Raw genomic sequence first — 21978 nt, forward strand, 5'->3', positions numbered from 1 at the left:
GAAAGAGTTTTAACGGCTCGCTTTTAACTTTTCCCCAGGTGAAGGGCGTGAACGAGAGGGAGCGGAGACTGGTTGAATACTCCATTGAGGCCGTTATAATAGCGTGGCTCGCGTACCTGTTCTTCTATCAGAACTACCTGCTTCACGGCTGGCACCGGGGGTTGCCACTTCCCTCGAAACTGCCCTTTATGGTGGCTGGAATCGTTGTTGCGGCGCTGTTCTTCTGGTACGAGTGGAAGAGATTCGAGCGCGAGCTTGATGGGGGGAAGAAGGTGCCCCTGAAGTCCGCCCTGCCCGTTGCCCTTAAGAACGAGAACCTCCCCGACTCAGACTCGAACGAAACAGAGAACGACGGCGAGACTACGGGTAATGGGGCCCAGAAAGAAGAATGGGAAGAGGTCAGAGCTTCAGCTCCGGAATCTCCTCAAGAACCTTGACGGTCAGCTTAACGGCTGCATCGACGTCGCGCTCGTCAACGACCTCCGTGTTGGAGTGGATGTAGCGCGCTGGAATGCTTATTCCGCCGCTCGGAACGCCGGCCTTGTTGAGGTGTATCGCTCCCGCGTCGGTTCCGCCGCCGGTGAGGATGTCCCACTGGTAGGGAATCTCGTGCTTCTTGGCCACCTCTTCCATCCAGCGGACGATGGTCGGGTGGCAGATAACGGAGCGATCCATTATCTTAATCGCGACGCCCTTTCCGAGCTGGCTTATCTGCTTGTGCTCCGGAGTTCCAGGAACGTCGGCGGCTATGGTGACATCGAGGGCGAAGCCGTAGTCGGGGTCTATGCCGAAGGACGAGACCTTTGCACCGCGGAGGCCAACCTCCTCCTGGACGGTGGCGACAAAGTAAACATCTGCGTCGGTCTCGGCCAGCTGCCTCGCGGCCTCGACGAGGATGTAAACAGCTATCCTGTCGTCGTGGGCGATGCTCACCAAGCGGTGCTTTCCAAGGCGCTCAAGCCTGCCGTCCCAGGTGATGACGGTGCCTATCTTGACACCCATCTCCTCGGCCTCTTCCCTGCTCTCGGCGCCTATGTCTATGAAGACCTGATCCCAGGTCGGGGCCTTGTTCCTCTGCTCCGGCTTCTGGATGTGCGGCGGAACGCTTCCACCGACGCCGTAGACGAACTCGTTCGGGCCGACCCAGACTTTAAACCTCTGGGCTATGAGCGTCCTCGGGTCAACACCGCCAACCGGCGCAACGCGGAGGAATCCGTTCTTCTCTATGTGGGTCACCATGAGACCAATCTGGTCCATGTGCCCCGCGAGCATGACCTTCGGGCCCTTGCCCTTCTTGTGGGCAATGACGTTGCCGAGCTTGTCGACGGTTATCTCGTCGACGTGGGGCTTGAAAGCCTCGATAACAACGTCCCTGACGCCGAGGAACTCGTAGCCGGAAACACCCGGCGCCTCTATAATCTTTTTCAGAAGTTCGTAGTCAACCATCACAACCACCCCTTTCGTTTAGATTTCCATCTAAATGGTCATGCAAGGGATATTTAAGGTTTTAGGTGCTCCAGAACTCCATCAATAGTAATACAGTCGGCACACTCCCTGCGAAAGCCCCTTGCTATGAGGAGGTAGCGCTTTTCCCCCTTCCATGGGGCGTTTTGGGCCTTGGCGATGAGCCTGCCGATCTCCCTCGGGCCATCAACGTTGGTTTTCCATTTCGTCTCTATGAACGTGGCGATGTTCTCTTCCCTGTTGATGGCAACGAGGTCTATCTCGTAGTTTCTCCCCCAATGAGGGCCGATACTGTCAAAGGTAATTAGCTCCCCGTTCAGGTCGTGCAGGAGGTCTAGAACGACCCTCTCAAAGACCCTCCCAAAGAACTCCTGGAACTTCCCTTCGATGTTTCTTCTGAAGGCATTAAAGTCCCCTGCCTCAACCTGCCTGCGGTTCGGTTCTATCAAACTGAACCAGAAGTTCAGGAAGTAATCGCTGATTACGTACCTCGAACGTCTACCGCCGAGGATGGGCCTTTCACGGGTTATTATTCCATAGTAGTCTTCCAGGGCCTCAAGGTACTTCGTTATGCTGCCCGGCTTCATCCCCACGGCATTGGCAATCTCAACGAGCCTGTTCTTTCCACTCGCTATTGCATCGAGGATTGAGAAATAAGTCCTGTACGCCTTACCGAACTCGTCCATAAGGAGGCCTTCTCCTTCAGCCGTTAGCAGTGTGGAGTACCGGACCGCATCAACAACGAGATTCAGTGGGTTGTCCGCTTCGAACACCTCCAAGAGTTCGTAGTACTTTGGGATTCCACCGAAAATACCATAGAACTCAACCTGCTGGACGGGCTCCGTGATTCCAAAATCTTTGAGCATCTCGAAAACCCATCTTGGACGCAGGGGTTGCAGTTCCACGAAGAGGGTGCTCCTGCCGTAGAGGGGGGCTTTCCTGGAGGTCAGCAGTTTCCTCATCATTCCAAGGTACGAACCAGATAGAATCATGAGGAGCGGCTTATCCCGGTTTCTGTCTATGAAGCGCTGGAGGTCAAAGGCTATGGCCGGGTTTACCCGGAGAACGTTCTGAAACTCGTCAAAGAAAACTGCCCCGATGTCGGCCACTTCAAGGTATTCAAACATCTCGGAGAATGTCTCAAACCGTGGAGAATACCCCAACTTTGCCCTGAGCTCCCTGGAGAAGTCCTCAAGGATGAGCTTTTCGCTTTTGACTGGAATGAAGAAGTCGAGATAATCAACGCCTTCCCTTTTGAAAAACTCCCTAACAAGTCTTGTCTTTCCAACTCGCCGGCGTCCTGTTATGGTCACAACCACGAGCCGGGAGCGGGATAGTTTGAGCGCCTTCCTAAGGGATTCCATCTCGCGCTCCCTGTTGTAGAACCTCATTTATAACCACCAACAGGATTATCCTGTAACAGGATATAAAATTTTCGAAGTTTTGCATGTTCCAAAAACTTATATTCTCACCCTCCGAGACCGGACTATGCACGTCCTGCTCGAACTCAACATCGTCCCCTGCACCTTCCTCAAAAGGCTCAACCGCTTCGTGGCGCTGGTCGAGGTTGATGGTGAGGAAAGGAAAGCCCTGGTGACCAACACAGGTCGCTTGGAGGAGTTCATGGTTCCGGGTAGGAAGGCCTTCTGCACGCCCAAGACCGGCGGAAAGACAGACTTCGTCCTGGTCGCCTTCGAGGACCTGGGCGGGAAGGGAGCGATAATTGACACGAGGACTCAGGCGAGGGCCTTCGAGAGAGCTTTGGAGCTTGGTCTGGTGCCCTGGCTGAGGGACTGCAGGATAAAGCGGAAGGAGGTCACGGTCGGCAAATCGCGCCTTGATTACCTCTTCGAATGTCCCGAGGGCGAGGTCTACGCCGAGATGAAGAGCGCCGTCCTGCGCGGCGGGAATAAGGGTGAGTACGCCATGTATCCGGACTGTCCGAGCGTCAGGGGGCAGAAGCACATCGGGGAACTTATAGAGCTGTCAAGGGCAGGAAAGAGGGCCATGATCTTCTTCATTGGCGCGATGCCGGGCGTTGAGAGGTTCCGGCCCTATGATGTGGGCGACCCGAAGATAGTGAGGCTCCTTAGGGAGGCGGACAAGGTGGGCGTTGAAATCCACGCGCTGGGCATATCCCTCCTGCCAGATGGAAGGATCATCCTTGAGAGGCCGAGCCTTGAAATCGAGCTCTAAACCGCCGTCCGCGGGGTTTTGTACCACACCTTCTTGGCTTTTCCCGCCTCCCACAGGCCGGCCAGCGAAATGAATATCCATATCTGGGAGTAGGTGTAGTACATGAGCGGCGCGAGGAGCCAGCAATCAACGCTCCTTATCTTTCCGTCGTAGAGGCCGGCGAATATCTCCAGCAGGAATGATACGTAAACGAAGCTCAGGATGAATCCTGTGAACCACGTGACGTTTCCGAAGGTTACCAGGAGCGCTACGAAGGCCACGTCCGCCACTATGACCGCTATCGCCAGGAGATAGTACACCATCAGCGTGAGGAGCAGGTCAAAGCGCAGGCCCCAGCCGGGAATCTCGCGGAACCTCTTTATGTGCTCCCTCACGGTGTAGACGTTTCCCGCCGCCCAGCGCGTCCGCTGCCTGAACCACACGCGCCAGCTCTCGGGCTCCTGCTCCCAGGTAACGGCGAGTGGATTGTAGGCTATCCTCTTGCCCGTTGAGAGTATCCTGAAGGACATCTCCAGGTCCTCGGCCAGAGCCTCTTCATCCCAGCCTCCGAGCTTTTCGAGCAGGCCCTTTCTGATTACAAAGTTCGTTCCCGGGAGCACAGCGGTTTTGTAGAGTTTGCTCTTTCCGCCCTGGCCGGCCAGCTGGAAGTAGAGGTACTCCATGCATATGAACCTCGTGAGGATGTTCCCCTTCCAGTTTATCGTCCTGACCTTTCCAGTCACCGCCGGCGTCTCATCGCTCAGCATCGCTACCAGGGCCTTGAGCGCCCCTGGCTCGGGTCTGTTGTCCGCGTCGTAGACCGCTATGACCTCTCCCTTCGCCAGCTTTAGGCCGTAGTTCAGGACGTAGCTCTTTCCCCTGCCGCCGCCCTCAACGCGGATTACTTTGATGAACGGGTACTCCCTAGCGACCTCCTCAGCTATCCTCACGGTATCATCCGTGGAGCCGTCGTCCAGGAGGAGAACCTCCAGTTTATCCCCAGGATAGTCGAGGTTCGCCATCGCCAGGAGAGTGTCCCTTATAACTACAGCCTCGTTCCTCGCTGGGATGAGGATGGTGACGGAGGGAAGCTCGTCAGGAATCTCGGGTTCCTTAAACTTTGAGTTGTAGCTCAACCCCGCCACAGTCAGGGCTATGTAGTAAAAGAACACGGGGTAGATAATCGCAGCTGAGAACAGCCAGATGAAGTGGAGGACGGACACGGCAATGTCCACGGCACCGGTTAACGGCTCCATACTCCCCTCCAGTTGTTATGTCCGTTTTCCTTATAAGTCTCTCCCAACGCGGAAGCGTTTTAAACCCGAAGGGGGAGAGAAAGTCAGGTGATGCGTATGGCCATAGTCGATGTTAGAATCCTCGTGGAAGGTGCGAGCGACGTCGAGGTTGTAAGTAAGGCCCTTCAGGGCTTGGCTTTGGGAAGCGAGTACAACATCACGATTTCCGCGATAATCCCGACAACCAACGTGGAGATAGCGAAGAGCGCCGCCGCGGGCGCCGACCTCCTCATCATAGCGACCGACGCCGACCGGGTCGGGCGAGACCTGGCCGAGAGGCTCTTCAGTGAGCTGGGGGAGATGGTCGGGCACGTTGAAAGGATGAAGCTCCCCCTCGGCCACGATTTGGAGCACGTTGACGTTGAACTCGTCAGGAAGGAGCTCAAGAACACCCTCGTCCGCGCCGGTCTCAAGACCCTCCAGCTTCTCCCCGGATACATGGAGCTGAGGAAGCAGCTGCTGGATGTGAAGGGACAGTACGACCTTTTAGCTCAGGAATACGAGAACCTTGAGAAGGAGCACGGGGAGCTTCGGGAAAAGTACGAGGAACTCCGCGCCGAATACGTCAGGGTTAGAAACGAGAACGATGGCCTGAGGGAACTGCTTGAGAAAAAGAGCAAGCCCCTCAGAATAGACGATGCCTGGAAGTCCCTCTTCCCCGCGGAGCCTGTTCCGGAAGAGAGGGTCATAGCTCTGGCCGTGGAGAAGCTCGGCTTGGCCGGTAAGGTGATAGTCGGGCAGGGCTACATCTTCGCCGAGGAGAAGGAGCTCGTGGAGGAACTCCTGAAGACGGTCTACCTGAGCCTGAGCATAAAGGAGGAGCTTCCCAAGCCGCCCAGGCCGCCGGCTGAAGAGCCGCCGAAAGCCCCAGAGCCCAAGCTAAGCGAACCGGGGGTCGTTGAGGACGCTGAAGTAAAGCCAGAGGACATCGAGGGACTTCTGAAGGGGCTGTGAGATGGAAGTCCCCGAGCTTATAGAGGAGTACGAAACCTACCTCGACCTTGAGGGGAAGAGCCCGAACACGATTAGGATGTACTCCTACTACGTGCGCCGGTATCTGGAGTGGGGCGGCTCCCCAAACGCCCGCTCCGCCCTCCGTTTTCTCGCGAGGCTTAGGAAGGAAGGCTACTCCAACAGGAGCCTCAACCTCGTGGTTCAGGCCCTGCGCTCCTACTTCCGTTTCGAGGGCTACGATGAGGAAGCCGAGAAGCTCAAGCCCCCAAAGGTCCCCCGGAGTCTCCCGAAAGCCCTAACGCGCGAGGAGGTTAAGAGACTCCTCTCGGTTATTCCGCCGACGAGAAAGCGCGATAGGCTCATAGTTCTCCTCCTCTATGGCGCCGGTCTGCGCGTAAGCGAGCTGTGCAACCTCAAGCGGCGCGACGTTGACCTGGAGCGCTCCATCATCGTGGTTCGGGGCGGCAAGGGTGCCAAGGACCGCGTCGTACCCATTCCAGAGTTCCTTACAAAGGAGATACGGGCATACCTCGAAACGCGCTCCGACGACAGCGAGTACCTCCTCGTCGAGGAGAGAAGGAGGGAGAAGGACAGGCTCTCCACCAAAACCGTGTGGTACCTCTTGAAGCGCTACGGCGTCAGGGCCGGCGTTGAGGTCACGCCCCACAAGCTCCGCCACAGCTTCGCGACCCACATGCTCGAAAACGGCGTCGACATAAGGGCCATCCAGGAGCTCCTCGGCCACTCGAACCTCTCAACGACGCAGATTTACACCAAGGTTACCGTCGAGCACCTCAGAAAGGCGCAGGAGAAGGCGAGGCTGATAGAGGGGCTGATGGAGTGAGCCCGAGCAGGAACTTCCAGAGCGGAACAACGTTTAGTCTGCGGCCGTCCATTTCAATGGTTTCCTCTTCATCGAGTGTCACAACCGTGAGATTCTCGCAGCCGAGATTTTTGCCGGCTCTAACGATGGCAGACAACTCCCGCTCCCGTGCATCCTTGAGGCTTAAGGTCACCTGAATCAGTTCCACAGTCTTTCCCGACTCCGAGACGACGAAATCAACCTCCTTCTCGCCGGAACCACCGTAGTAGTAAATGTTGAGAAGCGGGTTCAGATAGTGCTTCCTTCTGAGAAGCTCAAGGAACACGGCGTTTTCAATATCCCTTGCGGGGTCCTTCTTTGAGAAGAGGGCCAGGCCGGTATCGACGAGATAAACCTTCTTGGGGGCTCTGAGGGACTCTTTTTCGGAGCGGGCAAACTTCGGAAGGAAGAAGACGAAGAAGGAGTCTTCAAGTGCTCTGAGGTATTCGAGGACCGTCGTTTTTGATGTTCCAAACTCGGACTTGAGGAAGCGGTGGATTGAGCTGTACGAGGTGTATCTTGCGTAGTTCAAAAGCAGAAGCTTGACAATGGCCTCAATCAGGGCCACGTTCCTTATCCCGTGCCTCTCTACGACGTCCTTCGTTATCATCACGGAGAGGTACTCTTCAAGTATTCTGACCTTATCGCCGAGCAGGGCCACCTCGGGGAAGGCGCCGTATCTTAAGTACTCATCCAGAAGATTTTTTATCACGTGCACCTTTCTGCCGTAGAGGTCGCGCTTTTTAAAGTCCACCCCCCTGAATCGGAGGAACTCCCGAAACGAGAGGGGGAGGAGTGTGTATGAAATCCCGCGTCCCCTCAGCTGGGTCGCAACCTCCCTTGAGAGCAGCCGTGAGGACGAACCCGTAACCGCAACCATGAAACCCTCGTCAAGCAGATACCTTACGCCGATTTCCCAGTTGGGAACGTTCTGAATCTCGTCGAGAAGGAAGAAAACCTCGCCCCCAACGTTCTCGGGATATAGGTCAAAGTACGCATCAACAACTCCAGGAAAGTCCCGTCCAGTTATCCCGAACAGGAGCGGGTTCTCAAAGTTCAGGTAAACGTAGCGTTCCCTCTCATCGCCAACCAGGGAATAGAGGAGATACGTCTTCCCGGAGCGCCTTGGACCGATTATCACCGTTGCCTTTCCCGGGTTTAGGGAAAGCTTTAGCTCTCTCTCCACAACCTGCGGCAAATCCCTCTCGTGGAAGAGGCGGATATAGCGTTTGATGTCGTCCGGCTTCATGGTACAGTATACAGTACCAATCTTTAAAAGCATTTGGTACGCCATACCGTACCAAAAATATTGAACGTTCAAAGCTCCCCCTTCTTCTTCAACATCGCAAGGTAGCTCGTGAATGCTCCGGCGGAGATTGTGTCGCCCAGGCCCACCGTTGAGACAGGGTTCCTGACGAGCCTCGTCGGGATTATGACGACCTTGTACTCCCTGGTTCTCAGGCGCCTCTTGGCCTCCTCGAAGCGGAGCTTCACGAACTCGCCGTACTCGTTGTATGGAACCCTCGTGCCGACTTTCACGTCCCCCGGGCTTTTTATGTCCCCCAGCGATGCCCTCGCTGCCGCGAGGGTTGTTGCGAGCTCAAGGCTGCTCCTCAGCTCGTCCTCGCTCAGCGGGTTGTCAGCGTGGGTAATGTACATGATGTAGTAAATCGTGTGTATCTGAAGAACCTCAAGGTTCATCTCATCAACGAGGATTTTGCCGCCCAGGACGGTGTCCTCTATGCGGTTGTAGGTAAATATTCTCTCCGCGAGCCTGGAGTAGCCGAGGGCGTTGAGGACGTGGGCTATCTCCGCCTCGTCCATTCCCACGCTGTCAACGAGCGGGAAGAGGTTGTAGATGACCTTCTTCCTGAGTTCTCTGCTCTGTATCGAGGCAAACTCCAGGTGAACCTTAACGTCCTTCTCACGCTTGAGCAGGAGTATGTCCTTTTTGGCCTCCCTGAGGTAGTGGTTCGCGTCCTTCCCATCAGAATAGCGGAGCTTTATCCCCTGGTAACCGGAGAGGATTGCCCCGTCAACCTGGAGGCCAATCTCAGGTAAGAACCGCTTCAGCTCCGGCTCGGTGTAAATCCTTATGCTTTCGAAGCGGGCCGAGACGATGAACCTGCCCGAGAAGGGAACCCGTATAGTCTCGTTTCCCAGCCTGAACCTTGTCCCAGCGCGGAACTCGAAGATGCGGTTCACCTTTATCGGGTCGCCTTCCCTGTATGCCTCGCGGGGGTGTTTGAAGGCCAATTTCCCGTCCTCGATGACAGGATAGAGAAGGTTGGGTTTATTAACGAACATCTCGGCCTGCTTTCTCGCGAGGTGGGGGGTGTAGACTATCACCCGCCCGAAGTCCAGGTTCGCCAGGAGGTTGGCTATGATTCCGGCCTGACCGCCCATCCTCTCAACGTCGTATTTGAAGTGGGAGTCGAACCACGTGTGAAGTTCCTCGTTGACGAGGGGGACCGCCATAGGTTTGCCCGTCTTGAGGGCATGAACCAGTCTCGCGACGAAGTCCAGGGGCTCGTTTATCTCCCTCGGATAGTCGTCCATCCTTTTTCGAACCGCTTCGGCACCGAACTCATCTATGAGCCCCTCCACTATCTCCCCGTTCAGGAAGGTTATCGCATCGACGTTCGTGTTGTACGCGGTGTAGATTGAGAGCTTCCTCGCCTCATCCAAGAGCCCCATTTGTATCACCCTCAGTGACTAACCTTTAGAAAATGCGGATGAATTCTTAAAAGGGTTTCGGAGGGATGGACAGAAAAATGTTGAAGGCTCAGAACTCCGTGAGGAGCTTTCCAAGCCAGGGAATTCGTTCCATGACGTCCATCTCTCTCAGAGCAAGCCACAGTGAGGCCTGGTTGCTCGTAACGACCGGAATCCCAAAGTCTTCCTCAAGGGGCTCGATTATCTCAAAGGTTCTGAGGTTGGTGCAGCTGATGAAAATCGCATCTGCCTCGTCCATGAAGCTCGCCTTGGCTAGGCGGTAGGCCTCGTGGGGTTCGAGCTTTCCAATCTGGGTGTTGTCCTCTATTCCAAGCCCCCTTATGTCGAGCACTGTGAACTCGTTCGCCTCCAGGAACTCTTTTTCACGTTCATTTATCTCGTCGGTGTAGGGGGTTATCACGAGGACGTCCCTCGCGTCAAGCATCTTGAGGGCCTCGACAACGGCCGTGCTGGTGCTGACCACTGGGACGTTTACCTCCTCCTCGATCTTCGCCTCAATCTCCTTTTCGTAGTCCTTCCCCCCGATGAAGGAGCCGCTCGTGCAGCCGTAGAGGATAAGCTCAACGCCCGCGTCGCGCAGAAGTCTGGCGCTCTCAACGGCCATGGCGTTCATCTTGACCAGTTCTTCCTCGGTGACGTTCTTCAATGGAACCCTCGCAGTATGAAGGGAGACCCCCTCCGGGAGCGCCGAGTGAAGCTCCATCTCCATGGTAGTGTTCGATGATGGAACGATAAGACCGAGCCTGCCTCTCCATCCGTACATGCTTTCACCTCTTGGGGATTACTCCGGAGTTCTCTTAAACCTTTGGTTTCGGAAAGGCTGATTAATGCTGGCGAGGAATCCCTAGGGGTGATAGCGTGGAGCTCGACGACGCGATATTGAACAGGACTTCCGTGAGGTATTTTGAGGAGAAGAACGTCCCTGAGGAGCACGTTAGAGCGCTTGTGGAGGCCGCGGTGAGGGCACCGACCGCGAGTGGCCTGGAGAACTGGAAGTTCGTGGTCTTCATGAGTGAAAACGTGAGGGAGAGGCTCTACAACCTCATAGCTGAGGGCATGATTCGATACTACCGCGCCGTGAACCTGCCCGATGAGAAGATAGAGAAGCTCAAGAAACGCATGTACGAAAGCGGGATGTACCGTGCACCGGTATACGTGGCGGTCTTCATCGACAGGCGCGTTCGATTCCTCCCAGGTGAGGAATTCGATGAGCCCGAGTTCATCTGGAGCATCGAGAGCGCGGCGATGGCGATTCAGAACCTCATGCTCAAGGCCGTTGAGCTCGGTCTCGGAACTGTCTACATCGGCGTTACGAATTTTCCTGGGATAGAGGAGGAAGTTCGGGAGCTCGCGGGCCTCGACGGGAACCACTACCTCGTTGGAGTCATCCCGGTTGGCTATCCCAAGGGGGAAGTTAAACCAAGGAAGAGGAGAAAGACCCTCGATGAGGTACTGGTCTTCATCTAAACGTTTTTATTCCCTCCCCCTCAACTCCACCTGGTGGAAGGATGATAGAGTTCGTGATACTCCTCGGCGTCATCGGCGGCTGGATAATAGTGGCCTCGACGCTCTTCCTCATGCTGGCCCTGGGCAAGATGTGGGGCCTAGTGGGGGTTCTGCTCCTCGTTGTGGCGATTCAGACAAACCACTGGCTCAAGGGAAAGTACATGCAGGCCATAGTCGATGCCACGCCGAGGGCCAAGGCCATAGCCGCGCACATATTCGAGATGAACGAACTCATCCTTCTCTCCTCCTACCTAATATCCGTGGTTCTCTACGTCGTCATCCAGAAGTACGTGGAGATAGTCATCAAGTTCCCGCACGCACTGGGGTGAGAGCATGAACGTCGTCATAGTCCGATACGGGGAGATAGGAACGAAATCCCGGCAGACGAGGAGGTGGTTCGAGAGCATACTCATGAACAACATCCGCGAGGCCCTGGTGAGCGAGGGAATCGAGTTCAAAAAGGTCGAGGCGAAGCACGGAAGGATTCTCGTGAAGACGAATAAAGCGAAAGATGCTGTTGACGTTCTCAGACGGGTTTTCGGCATAGTCTCGCTCTCCCCGGCGATGGAAATCGACGCCGAGCTGGATAAAATTAACAGAACTGCTCTAAAGCTCTTCAGGAGGAAGAAGCGCGAGCTTGGCCTTGAGAGGCCGCGCTTTAGGGTCACCGCGAGGAGAATCACCAAGGAGTTCCCCCTCAAGAGCCCCGAGGTTCAGGCGAAGGTCGGCGAGTACATCCTTGAGAACGAGGAGAGCGAGGTAAACCTTCACGACTACGAGGTTGAGGTCGGCGTCGAGCTGATGGAGGGCAGAGCCTACGTCTTCATCGACAAAATCTACGCCTGGGGCGGTCTTCCCATCGGCACCCAGGGCAAGGTGGTGGCGCTCCTCAGCGGCGGCATAGATTCGCCGGTTGCCGCTTTCCTCATGATGAAGCGCGGCGTTGAAGTCATTCCCGTCCACATCCACACCGGCGAGAAGACCCTTGAGAAGGTGCGCAGGATATGGAACCAGCTCAGGAAGTACGGCTACGGCGGAAAGGGCGAACTGATAGTCATCAAGCCGAAAGAGCGCGAGAAAATCCTTGAGAAGCTGCGCGAGATGAAGAAGGAGAAGTACACCTGCGTCTTCTGCAAGTACATGATGGTTAGGCACGCCGACAGAATAGCCAGGGAGTTCGGGGCGAAGGGCATCGTCATGGGCGATTCCCTCGGGCAGGTCGCCTCGCAGACCCTTGAAAACATGTACATAGTCAGCCAGGCGACTGACCTGCCGATATACCGTCCGCTCGTGGGGCTCGACAAGGAGGAAATCGTCAGGATAGCGAAGGAGATAGGAACCTTCGAGCTCTCAACGCTGCCGGAGGATGAGATTCCATTTATCCCAAAGCATCCGGTCATAAGGGGCTCCTGGGAGGAGTTCAGGAAGCTCTACAGGGCGGTCTTTGGGGAGGAACCCCGGAAAAGGCAGTGCTGAGGTGCTCCCATGGACTTTGAAAGGGCCAGCGTGTACTTTAGCCTCTCCCTTCCCATCATCTTCATCGCGGGACTGCTCATCGTCCTGAGCCAGAATCCCTGGTTCTCCTTTACGAAAAACGCCCTGAGCGACATGGGCTCCATACAGAATCCGGTGAACTACTACTTCAACGGTTTCTTAAAGGTCTTCGCGACCATTAGCTTCGTCGCCTCCATCGGGGCCCTCAGGCGTGGTCTCTCTTATCTGATGCCCCTCGCAATGGTTCTCCTGTTCCTCGTGGGAGTTTTTCCCGAGGAGTACGCCCCTCACGCCCCGGCGGCGGTCTTCTTCTACGTCCTTGCCCTGGCGGATATAGCGATTATCGGCCTGAAGCTCGGGAGAAGCGGGCTTTCGGCCGGCTACGCCTGGAGCGTCCTGGCGGTTCTCACCTTCGCCCTGATGCTCTACCTCGTGAAGGCGGGGATTTTTAAGGGGATTGCGATTCCTGAACTGATTGGCGCCGCCACGATACTCGCGTGGTTCACCTACATCGGCCTGCTCCAGCTCAAGGGTTTCAAACTCTGAGTTGAGGAAAGCTTCATATATCCTTCCCCGCCTCCCTTCAATTATGAAGGCAGTGGCGCTCTTAAGTTCGGGCATTGACTCGCCGGTGGCGATCTACCTCATGCTTAGAAAGGGCTTTGAAGTGACCCCCGTTCACTTCAGACAGAGCGGTACGAAGGAGTCCAAGGTTTTTGAGCTCTGCGAGGTTCTCGGAAGGTACGGAAAGCTGAACGAGCCGGTTATAGTGGATGCCTACGATGAACAGGCACCGATTTTTTCGAAGCTGGCCGAGATTGGAAAAGCGAAGTGGACGTGCCTTTTCTGCAAGTGGACGATGCTGAGGAAGGCCTGCAGGGTGGGGCACCGGATTGGGGCAAAGGCGATAATCACCGGGGACAGCCTCGGGCAGGTCGCCTCGCAGACCCTCGACAACCTGCTCATCATAAGCACCGCGAGCGACCTTCCGATTCTGCGGCCGCTCATAGGCCTTGACAAGGAGGAGATAGTTAGAATCGCCAAGGAGATAGGGACGTTTGAGATAAGCATCGAACGGGAGGAGCCGTGCCCCTTCGTGCCGAGGTATCCTGTTGTCAGGGGCTCGCCCGGTGAGTTCGAGAGGATAAAGGAGAGGCTCGTGAGGGAAGGGCTTCTTTAAACATCCCGTCCAGTTCACGAGGGCATATCGAAACGTCACTGGTCACCACAGGCTGAGTATTTTGTAGGCTCTCACCCCTTCAGTGGTTTGAACGTAAACGATGTTTCCTTCGAGTTTGACGTTTAGAGGTCTATCACCATCTTTAAATTCTCTGCAGGCAAGTTTTCTTAAGCTCCCTGCTGTAAACACACAAACTCCGTTCTTCTCCTCTTCGCGTTCGTTTGCCAAAAAGTAAGCAACAACCGCGTACTTCTCATTAGCGTCTATTAAGAGTCTGATGCCAACTCCCTCTCCCGGGATGCTGGTAATCCCCGCTTTCCTAATCTTTCCGTCTTCCTTCATGTAAATCAACGCGTGAGTCTCCAGTGGGGGCCTTCTCGGCTCTCCAATGGTGGCGTATATTCTTCCATCAGTGATTTTAACGTCCGAGACGTGGCCGCCAAGCACATCCGGGCAGAGCCAGTTTAGGAGCCGTCCCGTGGTGATGTTCATAAGGTAAACGCATGAGCTCCCAACGGAGCCAAAGATTGGATTGCTCACGAGAATTAGCCCATCCTTCGTGTACTTAAGCGGATACGCCGGAAAGTCCCGTCTCCACCTTTCGCTGAGGTTGTAGTCAAGGAAGACCAACGAAGATCGACTATCCGCGGTGAAGTACGCATACAAGAGTACCCCTTCAGGAGTGCAGACATACCCTTTACTTATTCCGGGCAAGGTGTAGTTGATGGTCATTGTTTTACCTGCTGAAACTGTGAAGGTGCAGGAAAAATTTTCAAGGGTAGAATATGTCTGAATCTTCAATGAGTCACACTTTGTTGCGGGCGAGGTATTATCAAAAGATACATCTTTCGGATTCGTGGAGATAAGCAGACCCTTGGGTAGGAGATACAGCAGGATTAAGAGGACGAGTCCCAAGGTTGCTAATTTTTTCTTTTTGTTCATAACACTCTCACCCTGCTGTCCTTTCCCCTGTTTATAATCTACTCATTCCAAACTAAGTATCTTGTATGCCTTTACCCCCTTTGTAGTTTTGATGTAAACGATGTTTCCTTCAAGTTTCACATTTTCCGGCCGTTCCCACTCCTCAAACTCCCTGCAGGCGATTTTTCTCAAGTCATCCGCCGTGAACACGCAAACGCCGTTCCTCTCCGTTCCGTCCGTTGGGTACAGGAAGTAGGCTACTGCAACGTACCTCTCATTCACGTCGAGGAGCATTCTCATCCCAACAAGTTCGAAGGTTGGAATATTTATCACTTCAACCTCCCTCCTGCCATTGTTATCAAAGACGTAAAGGTGGGCCATGCCTTTGGGATGTGCCGCCGCTATGTACAGCCTCTCGCCCATGAACTTAAACGCAGATATGGGTTCTCCGACGCATTTCCTGTCGTGAAGACTGCCGGTTTTCGCGTTTAGCATATAAAGGCACTTCTCTCCGAGGAGGAGTATGCTCCCGTTTTTGTATGCAACTGGCGAGCCTTCATATTCGGTCCTCCACAGTGGGGTTAGGTTGTAGGTGAAGAAGGCAATAGTACTGTGCTCTCGTGTGTAGTACCCGTAAACGGCAACTCCCTCGGGAGTACAGAAGTAAGAGCCGGAAAACTCCTCCAGGATCATGTTGAGATAGGAGGTGTTATTGATAAAGACGGTGAAGTTAATGAAAACGGTGTTATTTGGAGAAGCCTCTCGTTTCCATCTGATGTCCAACCACTGTGGACACGTGATAAAACCTCCATATTCCTCCGAGAAATCCACTTCTTTAAACTTTCCATCGATTTCGATTAGAGGGTTGGGTGAGTATGGTAGAGTGGAGTTATCCGTTATTGCTGTTGGAGTCCGCTCCAATGCTTCCTCCCTAGTGGACGTTTCCCAGCGGGTTGTTTTATTGTTGTTGCTAAGCTTTGGATATTCCTCGTAAACAACCGAGGCCGCTGAAATTAGAATGAGCAAAAATAAAAACAATGCTGGGTACTTTCCCATTGAATTCATAGACTATGCCCCCTGCTAGTCATCTACCATCTCACTATGTATTGCCACGTGTTTCGGTCAACAATCGGGAAGTTCTGCGAGGCTGATTCATCGGGAGCGAAACATCCTCCGCAGTGTCCGTTAGCCCATTTACACATATTGCCAACATCTCCACCTTTACAGCATCTGTCTCTTAGCCACTGGAAATTTATGTACAGCCTTACGTATATATCCGAATGGGAAGTACCTGGATTGGAAAGTGGAAGTTGGTAATACGAAACTACCCAGCATCCGTTTTTGTTGCACTCTACCTGCCAGATTAAATTACTTTCCTGAAATCTGCCATTTGAGGAGCCTGTGGACATGCCGGCAGTAGAGTGTGGGACAGGGTTGGAATTTGTATTATATGCCCAACCCCGATAGAATAGCTTAATTTCCATCGAGCCGCCAATATCTGGAAGAGCTGGGTATAGCTGTACTGCACGATCCCAGTATTTTTTAAAGTCTGTGCTGCTCTTAGGAAAATCATATGTGCAATACTGACCCCAGTAGTAGTCCTTGTTTGGAATACTGCTTTCGTATATTCCTACCCACACTGCAACTGGAGAAATGTATGTATAATGCACCACTGGGGCTGAGCTTGCATATGCTTTGTTAAACACTCCTGGAAGAGGTGGAGCTAGTCCATAAGCATCCATACAGATAGACTCAGAACAACTGTCTCCTTGTGCAATTCCACCAAAGTTTATTGCCAACGGCTCTACCCCTGTAGCACTTGCTATCAGTATCTGCTTTCGTCCGGTTTCTCTGAGTGTTTGTATGGTTTGTAGTTTTTCTTTCTCTTCGGTGAATCTGTAGATTTCATTCCAGAGTTTTTCCCTTTTGTCCAGCAGAGTGAAAATTTCACTGATTGTGTCGTCAGTATAGTTTCCGGCTTCAACTTTCTTAAGCAGTTCTCTCATCCGCATGTCCGTTTGAACGACCTCCGTAAACGTCAGCTCCGCCGCCTGCCTGTAGTAGGCTATGAACCACTCCAAGTCAACATCGGTCCTTACCGGATGGACCTTTTTAATGTGCTCTTGGACGATGGTGCTCTCTGAAGGCAGTTTATAATAGAGAATCTTTTTACCATAAGGTGTTTGCACGGTGTAGTTCTGGGCAAGTTGGAGGCTGAGCTTTTGGCGTTCGAGGTACTTCAGCTCGTTGGTGAGGAGTCTAATCTCATCTTTTAGCTTCACGATTTCAAAGAGAACGCTTGTGTTTTTGGTGACGCTCCATTCCCCATAAAGAGTTTTGAGTTTCAATCTCTTCTGTCCAATGGTGTTAGTCAGGTTTGTGATGTTCGCTGTGAGATTACTTAGAAGGACGTTAACATCGATGCAGGAGCAGTCCTGACAGCTTGTCTGGACTTGGCTGGTGGTTTGTGTTGCTTCCGCTTTGACGGTATGAAAACCGCTCAGGAAGAGAAGCCCAAGGAGGAGCATCGTTACCCACTTTCGCATTTGCCCCCCCCAAAGAGGTTATCAATCACAATTATTAAGAGTATTATATAAAACTTTCGCCCACAAAATACTGAGATTAAACTTGCATTGAATAATATATAACTGTTGGAGGTATGTCCAAAGCAGTCAAAATACAGATTAATTACCCAATTCTGTCCATAACTGAACGTTTTAGGAAAGTTTTTAAAGCCCTCTTCTCACCCATTTTTGGTGATGGCAAATGAACGTGTTTAACAGCACCCTCGAACTGTTCGAGAAGTACAAGCCGACCCCCCTGGTCAAACTCTCAGCCGAGAGGGGGGATGTATTTTGCCAAGCTAGAGTTCTTTAACCCGTTCAGCAGGAGCATAAAGGACAGGGCCGTTTTTAACATGCTTATGAAGGCCCTGGAGCGCGGCGACATCAACGGCACGAAAAAGCTTTTTGAGGCCACTTCCGGCAACGTTGGAATTTCTCTGGCGGCTCTGAGCAACGTGTTTGGCATCGAGTTCAGAGCCTACCTGCCGAAGCCAACACCCAGGGCGACGCAGATTCTCCTGAGGGTTCTCGGTGCAGAGGTCGTTATGACGGACTTCGAGACGATAGACCCAGCGATGGTGCGCTTTGTGGGGGAGGAAGCCAGAAAAGCCGGTGCGGTGAACCTCAACCAGTTCGAGAACGACGACAACTTCGACGCCCACTACCGCTTCACCGCCAGGGAGATCGAGGAACAGCTGAGGAGCATAGGGAAAACGCCCGACGTCATAATAGCCGGCATCGGAACTTCCGGACACATAGCCGGCATAGCGAGCTACTTCAAGGAGCGCTACGATACACAGGTTATCGGCGTCGTTCCAGCGAAGGGTGAGAAGATACCCGGCATCAAGAGGCTTGAGACGAGGCCCAAGTGGTACTTCCAGGTTGAGATAGACAGGGTCGTGGAGATAACGAGAAACGGGGCCATCGAAGGAGCCATCCGCGTTGCCAGAAGCGACGGTCTTCTCATAGGTCTAAGCTCCGGTGCCGTTTTCAGGGCCTATGCGGAGATTGCCGGCGAACTCGGCGAGAAGACCTACGTCCTCATCTTCCCGGACGATGGGTTTAAATACGTCGAGGTATTTGAGAGCTATCTGGGGATAACATGAAGCGTTTGAGGGTTGCCTCGTCTCTCCTTTTTCTCAGCGGTTTTCTGCTCCTCTACTACGCCTACTACCTAGCCTCGCCCGTTTACCTCACCTTCGCAATCTTCAACATGGGGCTTGGATACGGCGTCGGGATTGAAAACAAGACCGCCATCAAGGTCGCCCTCATATACGCCGGCGTGACTTTCTTCTTCTCCCTGCTGTTCCTGATAGCCGGCAACCCCCTGGCCCTGGTTGAGGTGGCGATGAGCTTCTTCATAATTCACGACATCCTGAGCTACATCAAGGTGGTGGTGCAGGAAGAGGAGGCAGAGGAAGAGTTGGAGACCGGTACCGAAAATTAGGGGTCGCATCTCGAACCAATTTGGGAAATCTGGTGCGTTTACGGAACCGTTTTAAGACCTAATGGAGGAACATTACACAAGGGGGTGGATACAGTGAGGAAGAATCTAGAGAAGACCGTTTTTGAGTACGCCGAAACCGTTAGGCCCGGTGAACTGGTTCTCGTGGAGTACACCTCTGAGGAGCCAGTTTACCTGCTCCTTTACGAAGTCCTCAAATACGCAAGGCACAATGGCATTCCCTACGCAATAGTGGATGTGCTCGATGGGCTTCACGTCATGAAGGCCCAGTTCAGGTTCGCCGGCCTCGACACGTCACCCATTGACGATGCCCCAGTGATAAAAATAGGGGGGCGGCTGGACACGGGCAGCGTTCTTGCAACGATCGACGAGAGAACGGAACTTCCGATACTGAAGAGGCGCTTCATGGAGTTCCTTGAGAGAGTCGAGGAGACTGTGGGCGGAGAGTCATTCATCAGGATTGTAGTCGGCGCCACAGAACTCCTCCAGCAGCTGGAGAACGACCCGATGAAGCGCGAAGAGTTCTTTGCCAGCATCATACGGCCGATGATTGGAAACCCCGAAAGCAGAGGACTGGTCTTCATAAACAGGAAGCGCGTGAATGGGTCGGGTCTTAGAGAGGCGGAGGAAATGTCCACCCGCGTTCTCAGGACCCGCATTGAGAACGGAAGGCTTGTGATAACGGTCGTTAAGTCGATTTACTTCGATGAATACCGCTCCGAAGTGGTGTTTGAATCCGGCGCGATTGGGGGTGGGAAAAATGATGAAGCATAAAACGGTGGAGGACGTCGTTGATACCATGAAGCGTCTCCAGCCCGGGGAAGTCATCATAGCGGAGTACGATTCCCTCGCCCCGGTTCACCTTGCTGCGTCCGTGCCCCTCTCCGTACCCCTCCTTGACGCCGACGATGAAAGGCACCTCATAGTCAACGATATATTTGACCAGTTCCACGTTATAAAGGCCCACCTCTCGATAACAGGGATTGACACAGGATGGATGGACGAGATACCCGTGATTAAGTTCGGCGGCGTTCTCCACACAGGGAACGTAATCAAGAGGATAAGCGTGCTCAAGGCCGCCTCGGTGTGGCATCGAGAGTACGTGGAAGCCTTGGAGACATTCCCCGGGCTGAAAATTATAGTGATACTGGGGCTTGAGAAACTCCTGACCGTTAAGACCGACATTCCGTCATCCTCCATCTGCCGCATGTGCATGGCCTCCGCCATGGGCTCGGAAGACATGATTATGGTGGCGTTCGTCAACAGGGATATGCTCCCCGAGAGCGTTCGGGAGGACATCAGGGAGCTGGCCAGCAGGGTTTTTGAGTTCAGCTTCCGGAACGGCAGGCTCGTGCTCCGCGTGGTTAAGTCGCCCACCCTTGAGCGTTACGGCTCCGAGTTCTCGGTAAACGCCGGTGAACTCGTGGAATACCTCCACAGGAGGAGCGGGCGTAGATAGTGCCTCAACGGCTGGGGATGCGGGGAGTGAGAACCGACTCCAAGGCCCCCTATCTCATTCTTCTCGCCGGCTTCTTCGCGATACTTGGCTCAACGATGAGCAAGTCCCCCACGCTTCCCCTCTACGCCCAGGGCATAGGGCTCGGAAAGGCGGAAATCGGCCTTGTCGCTGCCGCCTCGACGGTGACGGGCGTCTTCATAAACTTTGCCTCGGGCCTTCTCAGCGACGTTTACGGGAGGACGAGGCTCCTCAAGATGAGCGGCTTCGTTTTTCTCAGTGCGCCACTGCTGTACTTTCTCGCGGGCGACGCTTTAACCCTCGCCCTCGTCAGGGTTTACTACGGCGTTGCGACGGCCATCTTCGTCCCGGTGTCTTTCGCCCTGGTCAGCGATCTCTATCCGGACAGGAAGGGCACTTTCATGGGTTTCCTAAGCTCATCAACCCTCGTCGGCCGCGCCCTTGCTCCTGTCCTCGCAGGAAGCATCATATACTTCCTTGGATTTTCCGTGGTCTTCATCCTCTGTTCGCTGACTGGGCTTGTGGTTTTTGCCCTCACCTTCAGGTTCCCCGAGACGGGGGGTGAGCTCAAGAGGTTCGAGTTGACCTTTAGTATGGAGCTCCTCCTGATCGGCCTCCTGGACGCAGCCGTGTACATGGCCTACCAGGGTATAGAAACCTTCCTGCCCCTCTTCTACTACCTTCAGGACAAGGCCTGGCTCTCCGGGCTGATACTGACGGTGGAAATCGCCATAATGGCAGTCGTTAAGCCCTACGCGGGCTATCTCAGCGACAGGATTGGCAGGACGAAGCCGATAGTGGTAGGCATGAGCATGGTGGGCCTGGCGATGTTCATGCTTGCCCTTTCGGATTCCCTTCCGCTGGTGGTTCTGGGTGCGGTGGTCTTTTCGGTGGGCGCCTCGATAAGCGAGGCCTCAACGAAGCCCCTGGCCACGGAAGTCTCGAAGCTCCGTGGAACGGCATTAGGCTTTTTGGAGAGTGTGAAGGACATCGGCCAGGCGCTGGGGCCGGTTTTGATAGGATTCCTCGGGTTTAGAACCGGATTCCTCTTCGTGGGTGTGTTTGGGTTGGGGGCACTGGCGGTTTTTCTCCTGCGGGCCAAGAGCGGTTTCTCGCAGGGAATCAACCGCTGAAAAGTGGAAGAAAAGGGAAATCAGCCCTTCAGGATTATCCTGGCGTCGACGACGACGGCACCCTTGCCCTTCTCGTAGACGAAGACGGGGTTGAGGTCCATCTCCTTGATGTACTCGTCGAGGTCGTCCACGAGCTCGCTGACCTTGAGGAGGAGGTTGACTATTGCGTCTATATCAGCGGGCTCCTCTCCGCGCGCTCCGGCAAGAATCGGGTAGCTCTTTATCTCCCGAATCATCTTCCTGGCGTCGCGCTCGGTTATGGGCACTATGCGGAAGGTGACGTCCTTGAGAACCTCGACGAAGATTCCGCCGAGACCGAACATGAGTGCGTGGCCGAACTGCGGGTCTTCGGTGACGCCGATGATGATTTCCCTTCCGACCTTGAGCATCGGGGCTATGAGAACACCCAGGATTTCGGCGTCCGGGCGGTATTTGCGTGCGTTCTCGTGGATGAGCTCCCACTTCTCCTTCAGCTCCTCTGGGGTCTTGATGTTGAGAAGGACGACCTTGGCGTCGCTCTTGTGGAGAATCTGCGGGGACATCAGCTTCATGGCGACTGGATAGCCGATTTCCTCGGCGTACTTGAGTGCTTCATCGAGGGTCTTGGCAAGCTTTTCCTCCGGAACCGGGAGGCCGTAGGCTTTGAGAACCTGCTTTGCCTCGTACTCAACGAGCGAAGTCCTTCCGGACTTCAAAACCTCTTCAATAACTTTAAGGGCTTCCTCCTTCATGATACCACCACCGGAAGATTG

24 protein-coding genes are annotated in these 21978 nt (G+C 54.1%); 14 read left to right on the forward strand and 10 right to left on the reverse strand.

Features of this window, described 5'->3' with window-relative positions; translation table 11 throughout:
- Window positions 1-38: 38 nt before the first annotated feature.
- Window positions 39-437: a hypothetical protein gene (locus tag E3E51_RS13050; RefSeq protein WP_206204508.1), complete on the forward strand. Its 399-nt coding sequence runs from the start codon at window positions 39-41 to the stop codon at window positions 435-437.
- Here E3E51_RS13050 and E3E51_RS06610 read toward each other — a convergent pair.
- Window positions 400-1446: a M42 family metallopeptidase gene (locus E3E51_RS06610; RefSeq protein WP_167912329.1), complete on the reverse strand. Its 1047-nt coding sequence runs from the start codon at window positions 1444-1446 to the stop codon at window positions 400-402. The genes E3E51_RS13050 and E3E51_RS06610 overlap by 38 nt on opposite strands.
- Window positions 1447-1499: 53 nt before the next feature.
- On the reverse strand, window positions 1500-2855 hold the full coding sequence (locus E3E51_RS06615; protein WP_167912330.1) for an ATP-binding protein: 1356 nt from the start codon (window positions 2853-2855) through the stop codon (window positions 1500-1502).
- A 97-nt stretch (window positions 2856-2952) separates the two neighbouring features.
- Between E3E51_RS06615 and sfsA the strand changes: the two genes are divergently transcribed.
- The gene (gene sfsA / locus E3E51_RS06620) at window positions 2953-3660 is read left to right on the forward strand and encodes a DNA/RNA nuclease SfsA (protein WP_167912331.1); all 708 of its coding nucleotides are present in this window, start codon (window positions 2953-2955) and stop codon (window positions 3658-3660) included.
- On the opposite strand, the gene E3E51_RS06625 is transcribed toward sfsA, so the two are convergent.
- Window positions 3657-4895 (reverse strand): glycosyltransferase, encoded by a 1239-nt coding sequence (locus tag E3E51_RS06625; protein ID WP_167912332.1) that lies wholly within the window; start codon window positions 4893-4895, stop codon window positions 3657-3659. The two genes, sfsA and E3E51_RS06625, sit on opposite strands and share 4 nt — an antisense overlap.
- Window positions 4896-4991: 96 nt before the next feature.
- On the opposite strand from E3E51_RS06625, the gene E3E51_RS06630 reads away from it, so the two are divergent.
- Together E3E51_RS06630 and xerA are read left to right on the forward strand one after the other, a co-directional pair.
- The gene (locus E3E51_RS06630; protein ID WP_167912436.1) at window positions 4992-5888 is read left to right on the forward strand and encodes a toprim domain-containing protein; all 897 of its coding nucleotides are present in this window, start codon (window positions 4992-4994) and stop codon (window positions 5886-5888) included.
- 1 nt (window position 5889) lies between these two features.
- Window positions 5890-6732 carry a site-specific tyrosine recombinase/integron integrase gene (gene xerA / locus E3E51_RS06635; protein ID WP_167912333.1) on the forward strand — a complete coding sequence of 281 codons (843 nt, stop codon included), beginning with the start codon at window positions 5890-5892 and terminating at the stop codon, window positions 6730-6732.
- Here xerA and E3E51_RS06640 read toward each other — a convergent pair.
- From E3E51_RS06640 to E3E51_RS06650, 3 genes are all read right to left on the reverse strand, one after another.
- Entirely contained in the window at window positions 6683-7999 is a 1317-nt protein-coding gene (locus E3E51_RS06640) for an ATP-binding protein (protein ID WP_206204509.1), read from the reverse strand. The two genes, xerA and E3E51_RS06640, sit on opposite strands and share 50 nt — an antisense overlap.
- Before the next feature lie 68 nt (window positions 8000-8067).
- Entirely contained in the window at window positions 8068-9447 is a 1380-nt protein-coding gene (gene pfkC, locus E3E51_RS06645) for an ADP-specific phosphofructokinase (RefSeq protein WP_206204510.1), read from the reverse strand.
- An 88-nt stretch (window positions 9448-9535) separates the two neighbouring features.
- On the reverse strand, window positions 9536-10249 hold the full coding sequence (locus E3E51_RS06650; protein ID WP_167912334.1) for an aspartate/glutamate racemase family protein: 714 nt from the start codon (window positions 10247-10249) through the stop codon (window positions 9536-9538).
- A gap of 95 nt (window positions 10250-10344) precedes the next feature.
- Between E3E51_RS06650 and E3E51_RS06655 the strand changes: the two genes are divergently transcribed.
- Genes E3E51_RS06655 through E3E51_RS06675 form a run of 5 tightly spaced genes read left to right on the forward strand, consistent with a single transcriptional unit; the run spans window position 10345 to window position 13666 of the window.
- Entirely contained in the window at window positions 10345-10953 is a 609-nt protein-coding gene (locus tag E3E51_RS06655) for a nitroreductase family protein (protein WP_167912335.1), read from the forward strand.
- 41 nt (window positions 10954-10994) lie between these two features.
- Window positions 10995-11321: a hypothetical protein gene (locus E3E51_RS06660; protein WP_167912336.1), complete on the forward strand. Its 327-nt coding sequence runs from the start codon at window positions 10995-10997 to the stop codon at window positions 11319-11321.
- A 4-nt stretch (window positions 11322-11325) separates the two neighbouring features.
- Window positions 11326-12468: a tRNA uracil 4-sulfurtransferase ThiI gene (gene thiI, locus E3E51_RS06665; protein WP_167912337.1), complete on the forward strand. Its 1143-nt coding sequence runs from the start codon at window positions 11326-11328 to the stop codon at window positions 12466-12468.
- Window positions 12469-12477: 9 nt separating this feature from the next.
- Window positions 12478-13032 (forward strand): DUF998 domain-containing protein, encoded by a 555-nt coding sequence (locus tag E3E51_RS06670; RefSeq protein WP_167912338.1) that lies wholly within the window; start codon window positions 12478-12480, stop codon window positions 13030-13032.
- Window positions 13033-13075: 43 nt separating this feature from the next.
- Window positions 13076-13666: a hypothetical protein gene (locus E3E51_RS06675; protein ID WP_167912339.1), complete on the forward strand. Its 591-nt coding sequence runs from the start codon at window positions 13076-13078 to the stop codon at window positions 13664-13666.
- 42 nt (window positions 13667-13708) lie between these two features.
- On the opposite strand, the gene E3E51_RS06680 is transcribed toward E3E51_RS06675, so the two are convergent.
- The 3 genes from E3E51_RS06680 to E3E51_RS06690 are packed head-to-tail and all read right to left on the reverse strand — an operon-like array spanning window position 13709 to window position 17133.
- Window positions 13709-14608, reverse strand: a complete 900-nt coding sequence (locus tag E3E51_RS06680; RefSeq protein WP_167912340.1) for a hypothetical protein — start codon at window positions 14606-14608, stop codon at window positions 13709-13711.
- Between the two features lie 42 nt (window positions 14609-14650).
- The gene (locus E3E51_RS06685) at window positions 14651-15652 is read right to left on the reverse strand and encodes a hypothetical protein (RefSeq protein WP_167912341.1); all 1002 of its coding nucleotides are present in this window, start codon (window positions 15650-15652) and stop codon (window positions 14651-14653) included.
- A 23-nt stretch (window positions 15653-15675) separates the two neighbouring features.
- On the reverse strand, window positions 15676-17133 hold the full coding sequence (locus E3E51_RS06690) for a hypothetical protein (RefSeq protein ID WP_167912342.1): 1458 nt from the start codon (window positions 17131-17133) through the stop codon (window positions 15676-15678).
- 302 nt (window positions 17134-17435) lie between these two features.
- On the opposite strand from E3E51_RS06690, the gene E3E51_RS06695 reads away from it, so the two are divergent.
- The 5 genes from E3E51_RS06695 to E3E51_RS06715 all read left to right on the forward strand — a co-directional run bounded on the left by E3E51_RS06695 (window position 17436) and on the right by E3E51_RS06715 (window position 21226).
- Window positions 17436-18257, forward strand: coding sequence for a PLP-dependent cysteine synthase family protein (locus E3E51_RS06695; protein ID WP_167912343.1), 822 nt, complete (start codon window positions 17436-17438; stop codon window positions 18255-18257).
- Window positions 18254-18598: a hypothetical protein gene (locus E3E51_RS06700; RefSeq protein WP_167912344.1), complete on the forward strand. Its 345-nt coding sequence runs from the start codon at window positions 18254-18256 to the stop codon at window positions 18596-18598. Before E3E51_RS06695 ends, E3E51_RS06700 begins: the two co-directional genes overlap by 4 nt.
- A 93-nt stretch (window positions 18599-18691) precedes the next feature.
- A complete protein-coding gene (locus tag E3E51_RS06705; RefSeq protein ID WP_167912345.1) occupies window positions 18692-19390 on the forward strand; it encodes a DUF257 family protein in 699 nt (232 codons plus the stop codon).
- Complete coding sequence (locus tag E3E51_RS06710) at window positions 19377-20075, forward strand: DUF257 family protein (protein WP_167912346.1); 699 nt, start codon at window positions 19377-19379, stop codon at window positions 20073-20075. Before E3E51_RS06705 ends, E3E51_RS06710 begins: the two co-directional genes overlap by 14 nt.
- Window positions 20076-20101: 26 nt before the next feature.
- Complete coding sequence (locus tag E3E51_RS06715; protein WP_167912347.1) at window positions 20102-21226, forward strand: MFS transporter; 1125 nt, start codon at window positions 20102-20104, stop codon at window positions 21224-21226.
- 20 nt (window positions 21227-21246) lie between these two features.
- Here E3E51_RS06715 and E3E51_RS06720 read toward each other — a convergent pair whose 3' ends face one another.
- The gene (locus E3E51_RS06720; RefSeq protein ID WP_167912348.1) at window positions 21247-21957 is read right to left on the reverse strand and encodes an acetate--CoA ligase family protein; all 711 of its coding nucleotides are present in this window, start codon (window positions 21955-21957) and stop codon (window positions 21247-21249) included.
- Window positions 21958-21978 lie beyond the last annotated feature (21 nt).

It is taken from the genome of Thermococcus sp. 21S7 (genome assembly GCF_012027615.1).
In the GTDB taxonomy this organism is placed as follows: Archaea; Methanobacteriota_B; Thermococci; order Thermococcales; family Thermococcaceae; genus Thermococcus.